At 74.0% G+C, this 12,499-nt stretch carries 14 protein-coding genes; 8 read left to right on the top strand and 6 right to left on the bottom strand.

The annotated features are described in order from the left end of the window. Positions 1 to 6: 6 nt before the first annotated feature. Positions 7 to 237: a helix-turn-helix domain-containing protein gene (locus VGL20_06635; GenBank protein HEY2703349.1), complete on the bottom strand. Its 231-nt coding sequence runs from the start codon at positions 235 to 237 to the stop codon at positions 7 to 9. A gap of 290 nt (positions 238 to 527) precedes the next feature. Here VGL20_06635 and VGL20_06630 point away from each other — a divergent pair, with 290 nt between their 5' ends. From VGL20_06630 to VGL20_06605, 6 genes are all read left to right on the top strand, one after another. Beyond that, complete coding sequence (locus tag VGL20_06630) at positions 528 to 860, top strand: hypothetical protein (protein HEY2703348.1); 333 nt, start codon at positions 528 to 530, stop codon at positions 858 to 860. A 125-nt stretch (positions 861 to 985) separates the two neighbouring features. After that, on the top strand, positions 986 to 1,138 hold the full coding sequence (locus VGL20_06625) for a hypothetical protein (protein ID HEY2703347.1): 153 nt from the start codon (positions 986 to 988) through the stop codon (positions 1,136 to 1,138). 110 nt (positions 1,139 to 1,248) lie between these two features. Beyond that, a complete protein-coding gene (locus VGL20_06620; GenBank protein ID HEY2703346.1) occupies positions 1,249 to 2,817 on the top strand; it encodes an MASE1 domain-containing protein in 1,569 nt (522 codons plus the stop codon). Next, the gene (locus VGL20_06615; GenBank protein HEY2703345.1) at positions 2,814 to 3,299 is read left to right on the top strand and encodes a response regulator; all 486 of its coding nucleotides are present in this window, start codon (positions 2,814 to 2,816) and stop codon (positions 3,297 to 3,299) included. Before VGL20_06620 ends, VGL20_06615 begins: the two co-directional genes overlap by 4 nt. A gap of 5 nt (positions 3,300 to 3,304) precedes the next feature. Next, positions 3,305 to 3,658 (top strand): response regulator transcription factor, encoded by a 354-nt coding sequence (locus tag VGL20_06610; GenBank protein HEY2703344.1) that lies wholly within the window; start codon positions 3,305 to 3,307, stop codon positions 3,656 to 3,658. Positions 3,659 to 3,799: 141 nt separating this feature from the next. Then, positions 3,800 to 5,758 (top strand): PAS domain S-box protein, encoded by a 1,959-nt coding sequence (locus VGL20_06605; GenBank protein ID HEY2703343.1) that lies wholly within the window; start codon positions 3,800 to 3,802, stop codon positions 5,756 to 5,758. Here the strand turns inward: VGL20_06605 and VGL20_06600 are convergent. The 4 genes from VGL20_06600 to VGL20_06585 form a co-directional block, all read right to left on the bottom strand. Continuing rightward, the gene (locus tag VGL20_06600; protein ID HEY2703342.1) at positions 5,659 to 6,318 is read right to left on the bottom strand and encodes a response regulator transcription factor; all 660 of its coding nucleotides are present in this window, start codon (positions 6,316 to 6,318) and stop codon (positions 5,659 to 5,661) included. The two genes, VGL20_06605 and VGL20_06600, sit on opposite strands and share 100 nt — an antisense overlap. A gap of 155 nt (positions 6,319 to 6,473) precedes the next feature. Next, positions 6,474 to 7,934 carry a hypothetical protein gene (locus VGL20_06595; protein ID HEY2703341.1) on the bottom strand — a complete coding sequence of 487 codons (1,461 nt, stop codon included), beginning with the start codon at positions 7,932 to 7,934 and terminating at the stop codon, positions 6,474 to 6,476. Continuing rightward, entirely contained in the window at positions 7,931 to 8,551 is a 621-nt protein-coding gene (locus VGL20_06590; GenBank protein HEY2703340.1) for a sortase, read from the bottom strand. The genes VGL20_06595 and VGL20_06590 overlap by 4 nt, the downstream gene beginning before the upstream one ends. 62 nt (positions 8,552 to 8,613) lie before the next feature. Then, positions 8,614 to 10,539 (bottom strand): hypothetical protein, encoded by a 1,926-nt coding sequence (locus VGL20_06585; GenBank protein ID HEY2703339.1) that lies wholly within the window; start codon positions 10,537 to 10,539, stop codon positions 8,614 to 8,616. Positions 10,540 to 10,757: 218 nt separating this feature from the next. Between VGL20_06585 and VGL20_06580 the strand changes: the two genes are divergently transcribed. Next, positions 10,758 to 11,228 (top strand): hypothetical protein, encoded by a 471-nt coding sequence (locus VGL20_06580; GenBank protein ID HEY2703338.1) that lies wholly within the window; start codon positions 10,758 to 10,760, stop codon positions 11,226 to 11,228. 93 nt (positions 11,229 to 11,321) lie between these two features. Beyond that, on the top strand, positions 11,322 to 11,660 hold the full coding sequence (locus VGL20_06575) for a hypothetical protein (protein HEY2703337.1): 339 nt from the start codon (positions 11,322 to 11,324) through the stop codon (positions 11,658 to 11,660). A 49-nt stretch (positions 11,661 to 11,709) separates the two neighbouring features. Here VGL20_06575 and VGL20_06570 read toward each other — a convergent pair. Beyond that, on the bottom strand, positions 11,710 to 12,499 hold a 790-nt coding region (locus VGL20_06570), incomplete at its 5' end, for a PPK2 family polyphosphate kinase (protein HEY2703336.1).

Below are 12,499 nucleotides of genomic sequence, written 5' to 3'. Positions count from 1 at the left end.
CGGATCCTACGGCGTCGTGGTGGTCGTCCTCCGCTGCTCGGCGCGCCCGGCGAGCTCGACCGCTCCCAGGCCCCGAAGGAAGTCGGCGAAGTCCTTCCGGCCGACCCGCAGGTGGTTGCCGGGCGTGTGCCACGCCGCCAGATGCCCCCGGGCCACCGCCCGGCGCAACGCGGAGCGCGACAGGCCACAGAGCTCCGCCGCCTCCCCGATGGTGAGGAAGTCGTGTGCACCCGTCATTTGGGCTCCCTCCCTGATTCGCTACGTACGGACCGAACGCAGCGACTCACACGTTGACGCCAAGTGCACCTAAATTTCAACTACCGCGTTTAGTGCCAATTCCGAGTCATAGACAGGGTTGTGGTGCTCGGGCGGCCCCGTGTCGCACACAGGACCGCCGGGTGGGGACGGCGACGGAACCTTAACACGACGCCCGAACAATGTTCACCCGGTCTGCGCGGGGCGCCCCTAGACTGCAGAGCACCCGCCGGTTCTCGACACAGATCGACAGACGATGGAGGGTCCCCGACATGCAGTTTCTGGTGCTGATCCGTGGCAACGAGGGGTCGGTGCTGCCCCCGGCGCAGGAGGTTGCGCTGGTGAGGGAGTCGTACGAGCAGCTCGCCGCGGGCAAGGACAAGCGCATCACCGCGGTCTACCCGTTCGTGGGAGAGCGCGCCTGTGCCCTGCTGTGCGAGGCGTCGACCGCCGACGAGCTCCAGGAGTCCCTGATGTCGCTGCCGTTCAACCGCCTCGTCCGGACCGAGTGCCACGTGATCGGCGCCGCGCGCTCGATGGCCGACGGCCTGCGCCGGGTCGAGCAGCAGCTCACCAACCTGTCCCCGGCGTCGGCAAGAAACTAGGTCTCGGGAGGGGACCACGTCCCCCCGTTCCCATCGCGGGAGGCGCTGCGGCGCCTCCCGCGCACTGCGTTTCGGCCAGGAGCACGAGAAACATGCCGCAGGGCTCTGTTGTACCGTCGCGTGCCGTGGACGACGCTGTGCGAGGGTGCGATGACCTGCTCGGGTTCGCGCTCGGGCTCCCCGAGGCGTGGGAGGATCACCCCTGGGGCGACACCGTGGTCAGGGAGCGCAGGCGGACCTTCGCCTTCCTCGGCGACCAGCTCGGGGCGAACGCTTAACCGGTCCTTAAGGGCCGTCGGCGGATCCTCGGGTAGCATCTCCGGAGCCCGTGAAGATGTCCGCGGCAGTCGGCAGAGCGCGTCCTGACCCGGCCGCCGTGCTCCGGGCGGTGGCGGCACTCGTGCTCGTGGTGCTGCTGTACTACCCGGCGGCGCGGCTGGGGCTGCTGCTGCAGTTCCGGCACACCAACGTCTCGCCGGTCTGGCCGCCGTCGGGAGTGGCGGTGGCGGCGCTGCTGATCCTGGGATCGCGGGTGTGGCCGGCGCTCGCCATCGCCGCGTTCCTCGTCAACCTCACCACCGGGCTGGCCCCGGCGGTGGCCGCGGGGATCGCCGCCGGGAACACCGGCGAGTACCTGGTCGCGACCACGCTGCTGCGCCGCGCCGGGATGCGCGTCGCGCTCACCCGGATCAGCGACGTGGTGCTGCTCACCGTCCTCGGCGGCCTGGTCGCGCCGGTGGTGGCCGCCTCCGCCGGCACCGCCGCACTGGTGCTCGGCGGGGTGGCTCCGTCGGGCACGCTGCCCACCGTCTGGACCACCTGGTGGCTCGGCGACGGCATCGGGGTGGTGCTGTTCGCCCCCGTGGTCCTGGTGCTGCACGCGGCGCTGGGGCGCCCGCGCCGCCTGCGGCTGCGCGACCTCGAGGGCGCGGCGCTCGCCGCTGTCACCCTGGCCGTCGCCCTCGTCGTGTTCCTCGGCTCCGGGGGGTTCGCGTACATGCTCTTCCCCCTGGTGGTGTGGGCCGCGGTGCGCTTCGAGCAGGCCGGAGCGGCCGCCGTGACCCTGGCGGTGTCGTCGGTGGCGATCTGGTGCACGGTGCACGGCCGGGGACCGTTCGCCGCGGGGACGATGAACGACCGCCTCATCCAGTTGCAGCTCTACAGCGCCGCGGTGGGGCTCACCGCGCTGGTGCTCGCCGCCGCGATCAGCGGACGCCGTGAGAGCGAGGCGCGGGTGCAGCAGCGGACCGCGCAGCTGGAGGCGAGCAATCGCGAGCTGGGCGCCTTCACCTACACCGTGTCCCACGACCTGCGCGCTCCGCTGCGCGCCATCCACGGCTTCGCGCGGATGCTCGAGGCCGCCGACGGCGCCGCCCTGTCAGCGGAGGGGAGGCGCCACCTCGCCACCATCGCCCGCAACGCGCAGCGGATGGGCCGGCTCATCGACGCCCTGCTCGACCACGCCCACCTCGGCGGCCGGCGCCTGATCCTCCAGCCGGTCGACCCGGCGGCTGCGGCGCGGGCCGCCGCCGAGCAGCTGCGCGCCGGCGGCGACGGCGCGGTCGACATCAGCGTCGACGAGATGCCGCGGTGCCGGGCCGACCCGGTGCTCCTCGGCCAGGTCTACGAGAACCTCATCGGCAACGCGGTGAAGTTCACCCGGCCGGGTGAGCGCGCGGTCGTCCGGGTGGGCTGGCGGCGTGCCGGCGGGAATGGCGCGGCGCCGGTGTACTTCGTCCGCGACAACGGCATCGGCTTCGACATGCGGTACGCGCACCGGCTCTTCGGTCTCTTCGAGCGGCTGCACGACGGACCGGACTTCACCGGGAACGGCGCCGGTCTCGCCATCGTGCACCGCATCATCGACCGGCACGGCGGACGGATCTGGGCCGAGGCCGAGCCCGGGATGGGAGCCACCTTCTACTTCACCATCGGCGACAGCGGGGAGAAGCCGTGAGCGTGGACGCCACCGACGCCGTCGACGTCCTGCTGGTCGAGGACAACCCCGACGACGAGGAGCTGATGCTGCACAGCCTCCGCAGTCACGGTGGCCCGGTCGCGGTGGCGGCGGTGCGCGACGGCGAGGAGGCGCTGGAGTACCTGCGCGCCACCGGCCGCCACGCCGACCGCGCCGGGCGGCCCTGCCCCAGGGTGATCCTCCTCGACATCAAGCTGCCGCGGGTCGACGGCCTCGAGGTCCTCGCCGAGGTGAAGACCGACGCGCGGCTGCGCCACATCCCGGTGGTGCTCTTCACCTCGGCGGGTCAGGAGAGCGAGGTGGTCCGCGGGTACAAGCTGGGCGCCAACAGCTACGTGGTCAAGCCCGTGGACTTCGAGCGGTTCGAGGAGGTGGTCCGCCAGCTGAGCGGCTACTGGCTGCGGGTGAACCGCGGTCCCGAGACGCCGGTGCGGGCGCCGGGCCGACCGCTGTGCCGCTGACGGTCGTGATCGCCGACGACGAGGCCGCGGTGCGGGACGCGCTCGCCGACATGCTGAGCGAGCATCCCGACCTCCGGGTGGTGGGGGTCGCCGGCGACGCGGAGGCGGCGGTGCGCCTGGTCCGCGAGCATCACCCGGGGGTTGCGGTCGTCGACGTGCGGATCCCCCGCGGGGGCGGGCTGGAGGCCATCATCGGCATCCGCGCGGCCTCGCCGGAGACCCGCATCGTCGCCTACTCGGCTGCCGACGACCGTGCCCAGATGACCCGGATCCTCAGCGCCGGGGCCGACCGGTACGTGGTCAAGGGCGCCAACGCCCACCATCTGGTCGAGGCCATCCTGGAGACGGCCGCGGGGTGACGGCGGCCGGCGCTGACAGTTCGCACAGGTGGCCGCGCCGGGGACGCAAATGCATCTTGCCGCCTCCCGCCGGCCCTGGCTTGATGAAGGTCCCGCCGAAGCCTCGCACGCGACTGGGCAATCCGATCCGAGGACGTCACGATGATCAGGCCCCCCCGGCTGAGGGAGCTGCGCTCCGAGGACAGCGCTCACGACCCTCTCACCGATCTCCGGAGCATCGTCGCCGGTGCTCCCATGGTCCTCTTCACCTGCGATGCGTCCGGCGTCTGCACGTTCGCGGACGGGCGGATGCTCGAGCGCCTGGGGCTCGACCCCGCCATGCTCGTCGGCCAGAACCTGCTCACGCTGTTCAACGAGCGCGCGCAGCGCACCGCCGCCCTCGACCAGGCCCTGCCCGCGCTGTGGAGCCCGGCACAGGCGGTGAGCGGCCAGGTCGACCTCAACGGCCGGGTGATCGGCTTCTCGCGCGCACCGGTGCGCGGCGAGGCCGGGGAGCTGCTCGGCGTCGTCGGTGTCGCCTTCGACGCCACCGAGGACATCTCCACCGTCGAGGCCGGGCGCGACGTCGACGAGCGCTTCCGCACCATCTTCAACGACGCCCCGATGGGGATGGCGATCGTCGACACCGCGGGTCGCTGCGTGCAGGTGAACCACGCCCTCTGCGAGATGCTCCAGCGCTCGTGCACGGACCTGGTCGGACACCGGCTCGCCGCGCCCGAGTGCGACCTGGTCGCCGCCCGCGGGGTCGCCTGGCCGCTCGAACCCGGCCGGCGCGCCGAGGCGCAGCTGCGACGCGCCGACGGGGCGACGGTGCACGCCCTGGTCGACGCCACCGTCCTCCACCGCCACGGCGGGGAGGTGACCCACCACCTGCTCCACATCCAGGACTTCACCCTCCGCCGGGAGCTCGACGAGGCCATGCTCCGCCAGGAGGCATGGCTGCGCGCCCTGCTCGCCCACGCGCTGCGCAGCGAGCGCGCCCGCACCGAGGCGGAGGCGCGGCTGCTGGCGGTGGTCAACACCGCCCCGGTCGCAGTGTTCGTCTTCGACGCGCGGGGGGTGATCACCATGGCGGCGGGGCGCTGCCTGAGCTACCTCGGCATGGGCGGCGACGAGCTGATCGGCCTCTCGGTGTTCGACGCCGAGCTGTCCCGGCTCGACCTCACCGACCGGGTCCGCGTCGCCCTCGAGGGCGACGAGGTGCGGGCGGTGGTGATCCGTGACGAGCATGCCTTCGACGTGTGGTTCGGCTCGATCCACCACGGCGACATGATCGTGGGCGGCTTCGGCATCGCCAACGACATCACCGAGCTGTACCGGGCCGACCAGGAGCGGCGCCGCCTGCTCAGCCAGCTGGTGACCGCCCAGGAGGCGGAGCGCACCCGCATCGCCTACGACGTGCACGACGACTCGCTGCAGGCGATGACGGCGATCGGAATCCGTCTCGAGCAGCTGAAGCGGCGGCTGACCTCGCCGCGCGACCTCGACCTGATCGGCTGCATCGACGCCACCCTCGCCGACGCGGTGCGCCGGCTCCGCGCCCTGCTCCTCGAGCTGGGGCCGCCGCGGCTCGACGGCGCCGGGCTCAGCTCGGCGATCGCCGACCACGCGCGGCGCGGACTCGAGGGCACCCCGACCCGGGTGATGGTGGAGGACGAGCTCACCGCGGAGCCCGACCAGGAGTGCAGCATCGTCGTCTACAGGATCGCCCAGGAGGCGCTGGCCAACGTCCGCAAGCACGCCGCCGCCGCAACCGTGCGCATCCGCCTGGAGAGCGTCGACGAGGGGGTGCTCGCCAGCATCGACGACGACGGCGTCGGCTTCACCATTGCGAAGGTGCGGCACGATGCCGAGCCCGGTCACCTGGGCATGACCAGCATGCGCGAGCGGGCCGAGATCGCCGGCGGCTGGCTGCTGCTCTCGTCCCACCCCGGCTGCGGCACCACGGTGCGCTACTGGATCCCCTGCGGACCCGGATCACACGCCGCCGACGGCCTCGGTCAGCGCTCCGGCGAGGCCACCACCCCCTCGCGGAGCGCGATGGCGACGGCCTCGAGGCGGGAGTGCGCTCCCAGCTTCTGGATGACCGCCTGGACGTAGTTCCGGATGGTGTGGAACGTGACTCCGAGCTCGTCCGCCATGGCGCGCGTCGTCCATCCGCCGGCGAGCAGCCGGAGGACGTCGAGCTCGCGAGGGGTCAGCCCGTAGAGGATGCTGTCGGCAGGCTGGCGCAGGTGGTTCATCACCCTCTCCAGCAGCACCGCCGGGATTACCACCTTGCCCGCCCTGGCCGCCTGCACCGCGCTGACCAGCTCCTCGATGCCGGCGCTCTTGCGCACACAGCCGCAGCAGCCGGCGTCGAGCGCCTCGGTGAGGATCGCCTCGTCCTCGGCGGCGGTGATGATCACCACCCGCACCTCGGGGCGCTGGGCCATCAGCTCCCGTGCAACCACCGTGCCGGTGGCGTCGGGCAGGCGGTAGTCGACGAGCACGACGTCGGCGTCCACGCCCCGGAGCCCGCCGCAGGCCTCGGCCATCGACCCCGCGGTTCCCACCACCCGGATGCCGGCGCGCTCGTTGAGGGCGGAGGCGATCGCCTCGGCGACCATGCGATGGTCCTCGACGAGAAGGACACGAACGTCCGCGGCGTCGCCGTTCACGCTCGATGTCCACACAGCGCCATGCCTGGTCTCCGAACGTGGTCCCCCCTCGGCACATACTCGGATGGACCAGTCCGCCGGTCCGCCCCTCACTGCGACAACCGCCACAGAGGATAGCCGCAACCCGGCGTCGCGTCCAGCGCGTTATGAACGGATTATTGCAGTCTTATCCGCCCAGTCCGGGACGCGCCGGTGACCAGGTTCATGACGAAGCCGGAGACGAAGAGGACTAGACAAGCGGCCAGCGCCGCGGCGATCAGGATGCGCTGCGCGCCGCCGCTCGAGGGTGCATCCCCGGCGCGGAGGGCGCCGGCGGCGATGGCGGGCGCACAGCAGGCCGCCACCGTGATCCGGTCGGAGGACGGCCCCGCACGGGCGACCAGGACGTGCTCTCCGGGATGCCGGCTGAGGCGGACCACTCCGGATACGCGCCCGCCGGCGTCGGTGACCCCGTGCGCCGGTGTCACCGACGCGTCGCCGCCGGGGGCGCGGGCGAAGACCACCTCCACCGCCGCGCCCGCCACCGGCGCCCCGGCGGCGGTGAGGGTGACGGTGAAGGGCAGGTCGCGCCCCGGCTCGCCGCTGCTCCGCGCCGGGCGCAGGGCCAGCGCGGGCGGCGGAGCCGGCACCGCGGCCGCCGCGGCACCGGGCGACGGGGTCGCCGGCGGGGTGGGCGGGAGGTGCGTGGGGGTCGAGGTCACGGGCGCGGGCCGGTTCGACGGCGCGGCGTCGACGCCCAGCGCACCGGCGTCGACGCGGCGGCCGTCGGCGCGGACCAGCTCGAGCTCACCCGGCGCCGAGCCCGCGACCGGCACCACCTCGACCGCCCGGTCGAACCAGCTCGACGGCACCGGCCGCCCGTGGAGCAGGGCCGTCCCGCTCCCGCCGAACCCCGACCCGGCGACCGAGACCCGCTCGCCCGCCGCGGCATGGGCGGGGGAGATCCCGCTGACGGTCATCGCGGTGTCGAGCGCGCCGCCGGGCACGTCGACGGCGGTGGTGGCGCTGTGCTCGGTGTCGGTGAAGGCGACCAGGCGCAGGGTCAGGGGGCCCTGGCAGAAGTGGGCGGGCGCGGTGAGCGCCAGCGCGGTGTCGCTGCGCGCGCCCGCGTCCAGCGCCTCGCCGCAGGCGGTGGCGCCGGCGCCGGCGAGGTGGCCGCCGAGGTCCAGGCCCGAGCCGGCGACGCTGAAACGGCCGCCCTCGGTGACCAGCCGGGTGCCCCCGGTGGTCGCCGGTGCACCGAGCAGCAGGTGGTCGTCGTTGCTGCGCGCCGGGGAGCACCTCCCGCAGCGGTCGCGCACGCTCACCTGCACCGCTCCCCAGGCGTCCCCGGCCTCGATCACCAGCGCGCCGTCGCCGGCGTCTCCGAGCACGGACTGCGGCCTGCCGTCGACGGTGACCGAGGGCGGCGCGGCGGCGGCTCCGTCGCAGGTGAACCCGGAGCCGCTGACGGTCACCTGCTCGCCGCGATGGGCGACCGCCGGGCTCACCGCGGTCACCGCCACCGCGCACCCGGAGGCGGGAGCCGGCGGCGGCTCGGCGCCGGTGGTCAGCAGACCGGTGGCGGCGGCGGCGGCGGCGATGGCGCCGGCGGCGGCGGCCCGGGGTGCCCTCACGTGCTCGCCACCGGCGTGGCCTCGAGCACCAGCCGCTGACGGGCGAAGGCGCCCTGCCAGAGCGGCCAGCAGGTGACCAGCGCGAGGGTCTCGGCGTCGCGGGGGCGGTCGATGTAGGCGCGGTCGTCCCCGCCCACGACGGTGCGGCGGGCGATGCGGTACGCGAAGCTGCCGTAGCCGGCGTCGAGGCGCACCTCGTCGCCGGGGCGGAGGTCACCCCAGCTCAGCGAGAAGCCGTTGTGGTTCCCGACCAGGATGAGGCCGCCCTCGCCCGGGTAGCCGGTGTGGGGGTCGTGGCCGGGACCGCTGCTGAGGATGCCGCCGTCGATCCCCTCGGTGACGATCGACTCGACGTGGATCGAGGGGATCGCCAGGCGGAAGATCGGCCGGCCGCCGGCGAGGTGGGGGTGGCCGGCGAGCACCACCGTGGCCGGCGTGGACCCGGTGAGCGGGATGGACTGCGGCGGATGCAGCCGGTCCCAGTCGGCGAGCAGGTGGTGTTGCCGGTAGCCCTGGTAGGCGACCAGCGTCAGCGCGTAGGCGGCGATGAGCATGGCGGCGCCCATCAGCCCCCAGCTGCCGCGACGGACCCATCGGTGGGGGTGCTGGACGTTCATGGCGGCCTCGTGGTGGGGAGGGGGAGGGAGGGAGGGCGGCGGGGACGCCGCCCTCCCCTGGGTCACGGGTTCTCGGGGCGTTCCGGCCGCCGCCGGGCGGCGAGCCGGGGAGCGGCCTGGAGGGCGAGCGTGAGCGCCACCAGGCCGGCGGCGGTGCCCATCGGCAGGGCGGCGCCGAAGCCGCCGGTGGACGGCGAGATCGGCCCCTGCGCGGCGGTGAGCAGCGCCGGGGCGGCGGTGGCGGAGATCCCGGTCGCCGGCGTCGACGCGATCTGCGCCGCCGAGCTCGCCAGGGTCACCGCGGCGATCGGACGGCCGGCGCCGCCGGTGCCGGACGAGCCGCCGAGCAGGTCACCCAGCGGGCCGGCGCCGTCGCCGACCAGGCGCACATCGAGACCGGTCACCGACACGCTTCGGTGCAGCGGGGTGTCGAAGCCGACGCTGGGCAGTCCCCGGCTGATCAGCAGCGCCAGGCCGGTGCCGGGGATGGGCACGTCCCTCTCGGTACCCGGCGCCAGCGCGAGCGCGTCGGCGGCGCCGGCGACCGGCACCCCCAGGACGTCGATCTCGGCGAAGCCGGCGCTGCCGTGGGGGCTTCCCGAGCCGCTGCCGAGGCTGCTCTGGGCGCTCGAGTTCGCGCCCTTGATGTCCAGAAGTGCAAGGTCGGGAAGGCTGCCGAGCCGCTGGGTGAGGCCGGCGGCGGTGCCGGCGGGCAGTCCGCCGAGGACGCCGCGGAGCAGCGAGGCGGCGAGCGGCAGCACCTGGAGGTCGGCCACCCGGGTGGTGGCCACCGCCTGCACCGCGCCCGGCCCCGCCGGCTGCACCGCCGCCGCGGAGGCGACGTCGGTGGCCCGGATCAGCGAGTTGAGGGACAGGCCGCCGCCGAGCAGCGACCCGACCAGGCTGTCCGGGCCGAGCAGCGGGCTGAGGCTGCCGAGGCTGGCGGTCAGCCCCTGCACGGTGCGCAGCGCCCCGGCGGGATCGGCGCCGCCGGCGAGGGGCAGGCCCTGGAGCAGGCCGGTGCTGCCGGTGGTGCCGCGGAGCAGCGACTCGACCGCGGGCAGGCCGGTGCGCTGGTCGAGCAGGCCGGTCACCGTGCTCTGCAGGCCGCCCAGCGGACCCGCCGCGCCGGCTCCGGGCAGCCCCAGCCTCGGGGTGAGGTCGAGGCTGGTGATCTGGTTGTCGGCGGAGCTCTGGGCGGCGTCGATGTGGTTGACGGCGGCGAGGGCGGAGCTCACCGCCCGGGCGTGGAAGGGGGCGAGCTGCAGCTGCAGCGGCGCCCCCGCGGGAAGGTTGATGTCGGCGAGGCTGGCGTCGGCCACCGGGGTGTCGGGGAGGCCGGGGACGTTGTAGCGGGCGCTCACCGTCTCGGCGAGCCTGGGGTCGAGGCCGTGGAGCACGCCGCCCGGGCCGCCGTCGCCGGCGAGGCCGGCCAGCAGCGCCTGGACCTGGCCCAGGCCGGAGCCGAGGCTGATGAGCTGGGGCAGCAGCGAGCCCCCCAGCGGGTTGCCGCCGAGCACCCCGGAGAGCAGGCCGCTCCCCTGGCCGATCGCCCCGGGGCTGAGCGCCCCGGCGCCGGGCAGCTGCACCGTCCGGAGCGTGGAGAGCGCGCCGTCCAGCGCCCCCTGCACCGCGCTCAGCTGGTCGCCGAGTGGCGCCAGGTCGACGTCGAGCGCGGTCGACTCCGCATGCCCCTGCTGCAGGTCGGTCGAGGGCGCCGACAGCAGCTGCCCGCTCGCCTGGGTGCCGGCGAGCCGGACCACGAGATCGTGCTCGCCGTGGCCCGCGAGGGCGCGGTGGAGAGCGCCGTTCACCGCGGGGAGCGCGGTGAGCAACGCCGTGGGTGACAGCGACACCTGCACCGCCGACGCCTGGGCGCTCCCGGCGGGCTGGTTGGGCGCGGTCTCGGCTGCGGCCGAGAGTGGCGCGGTGAGAAGCGCCGCGGCGGCGATCGATCCCGCGGTGCCGAGCAGACCTGTTCTCTTCACGCTGATGTGTCCTCCTGCGGTTGCCTGGGCGACGCGAAGCAAAGCTCACCCACGAGCACCGCCACAACGGCCATCCGCCCGGGTGCGCAGGGATGCGGATGCATCCCTCGCCGATGCGCATCGGTGTCGCCGCGTGCACGCATGTGAGCCTTGTGGCGATTCCGGCGCTGCGGTCTCCTTGCGCCCTGCGTTTCCGCCACATCGCGAGGTAACCGGTGATGCCGCTCCCCGCCCTCCGGCTTCGCACCTCCCTCCCGCTGCTGCTGATGCTGGTTCCCCCGGCGCTGCTGCCGCTGGCACCGTCCCCTGCGCACGCGTCGAGCAACGGCGTGCTCACCAGTGACGACCGGACCCTTCACGCCGGAGTCGGCACATACAGCGACTGCAGCGGGCGGACGCCGCTCCAGAGCGGGGAGGCCGCGATCGACACCTGCATCACCGGGCGGCGCTACTTCCTCGGTCACAACGCCGGGGTGTTCACCCCGCTGCTCCACATGCAGCGCGGCGACCACCTGGAGTGGACGGACGGGCACCGGGCGCGTCACCGGCTGCGCATCGTCGCGGTGCGCGACTGGGTGCCCTCCGACGGCGCCCCGCCGGTGACCCGGCCCGACGTGGTCGCCCAGTTCCAGACCTGTGTCCGGGAGGACGGCTCGTTGGAGCGGATCATCGACGCGGTCGAGGAGTGAGCGCCGCCGCGGCGGTTGCCGCCGCACCCCCGCTGGTATGCTGGCCGGGAGCCACGAACGGTCGTTCGTGCCGCCAGGTCAGGAGGACGGGCGATGGCGCCGGCACGGGTCTCGCTCTACGAGGACCCCCAGGGCGAGCTGATCCTCCACCGCTCCGGCAGCCCCTACGTGTACGTCGTGGCCGACCCCGGCGAGGACCGCTTCGCCGGCCACGCCGGCGAGCTCGCCGTGGGTGAGCCCGACCGCTGGGACGGTGACGTGCTGGTGGTGTCGGCGCTCTCCTCCGACCGCTGGTCGGACATGACCGGGCAGCTGGTCGCCTGGTGGGAGGAGGGCTGGGTCACCGGCTTTCTCCAGAGCGGCGACGGCCAGGTGGTTGCGAGCGACCGGGCCCAGCGCTACGTGGGCACGCCGGGACCGCGGTCGCGGTGACCGTCCCCGGGACAGCTGCACCTGGGGGAGGAGCCGAGCCGAACCCGGCTCAGCCGGTCTCGGCCTCCAGCTCCGCCCGGGCCTCGAGGAGCGCCCGCCGCTCCTCCTCGCTGGGCCGGGGGTACTGCGGGTCGATGTCGACGAGGGTGTCGAGCACCAGCCCGGCGACGCAGAGGCGGGTGAACCACTTGTGGTCGGCGGGCACCACGTGCCATGGCGCCCAGCGGGTGCTGGTGTGGCTGAGCGCGTCCGAGTAGGCGCGCATGTAGTCGTCCCACCACCGCCGCTCGCGCACGTCGGCGGCGGAGAACTTCCAGTTCTTGCGGGGATCGTCGATACGCTCGAGGAAGCGGCGCCGCTGCTCCTCGCGGGAGACGTTGAGGAACACCTTGACGACCCGGACGCCGTTGTCGACGAGCTCGCGCTCCCACCCGTTGATCTCGCGGAACCGGCGCTCCCAGATGTCGGGGCCCATCAGCTCCAGGGGCAGCCGCTGCCGGGCGAGGAGCTCGGGGTGCACCCGCACCACCAGCACCTCCTCGTAGTGGGAGCGGTTGAAGATGCCGATGCAGCCGCGCTCGGGGAGGCGGGTGGAGTAGCGCCACAGGTAGGTGTGCATCAGCTCGTCGTTGGACGGCACCTTGAAGCTGCTCACCCGCACGAAGCTGGGGTTGAGCCCGTTCATGACGTGCTTGATGGTGCTGTCCTTCCCGGCGGCGTCGAGCGCCTGGAGGACGAGGAGCACGCCGTGGGTGGCCTGCGCCGACAGCCGGTCGTGGTACCGGGTGAGCAGCTCGAGGCTCTGCCGCGTGAGCGGCTCGGCGGCCTCCCTGCCGGAC

The sequence above is a fragment of the Candidatus Dormiibacterota bacterium genome (assembly GCA_036495095.1).
GTDB lineage: Bacteria > Chloroflexota > Dormibacteria > Aeolococcales > Aeolococcaceae > CF-96.
The sequence above is the reverse complement of the archived record's forward strand: the minus strand, read 5'-3'. Positions and strand labels throughout refer to the sequence as shown.

Coding starts and splice junctions, on each gene's coding strand:
- VGL20_06635 (HEY2703349.1), bottom strand. CDS start 237: ATGACGGGTGCACACGACTTCCTCACCATCGGGGAGGCGGCGGAGCTC.
- VGL20_06630 (HEY2703348.1), top strand. CDS start 528: ATGCAGTTTCTGGTGCTGATCCGTGGCAACGAGGGGTCGGTGCTGCCC.
- VGL20_06605 (HEY2703343.1), top strand. CDS start 3,800: ATGATCAGGCCCCCCCGGCTGAGGGAGCTGCGCTCCGAGGACAGCGCT.
- VGL20_06590 (HEY2703340.1), bottom strand. CDS start 8,551: ATGAACGTCCAGCACCCCCACCGATGGGTCCGTCGCGGCAGCTGGGGG.
- VGL20_06580 (HEY2703338.1), top strand. CDS start 10,758: ATGCCGCTCCCCGCCCTCCGGCTTCGCACCTCCCTCCCGCTGCTGCTG.
- VGL20_06575 (HEY2703337.1), top strand. CDS start 11,322: ATGGCGCCGGCACGGGTCTCGCTCTACGAGGACCCCCAGGGCGAGCTG.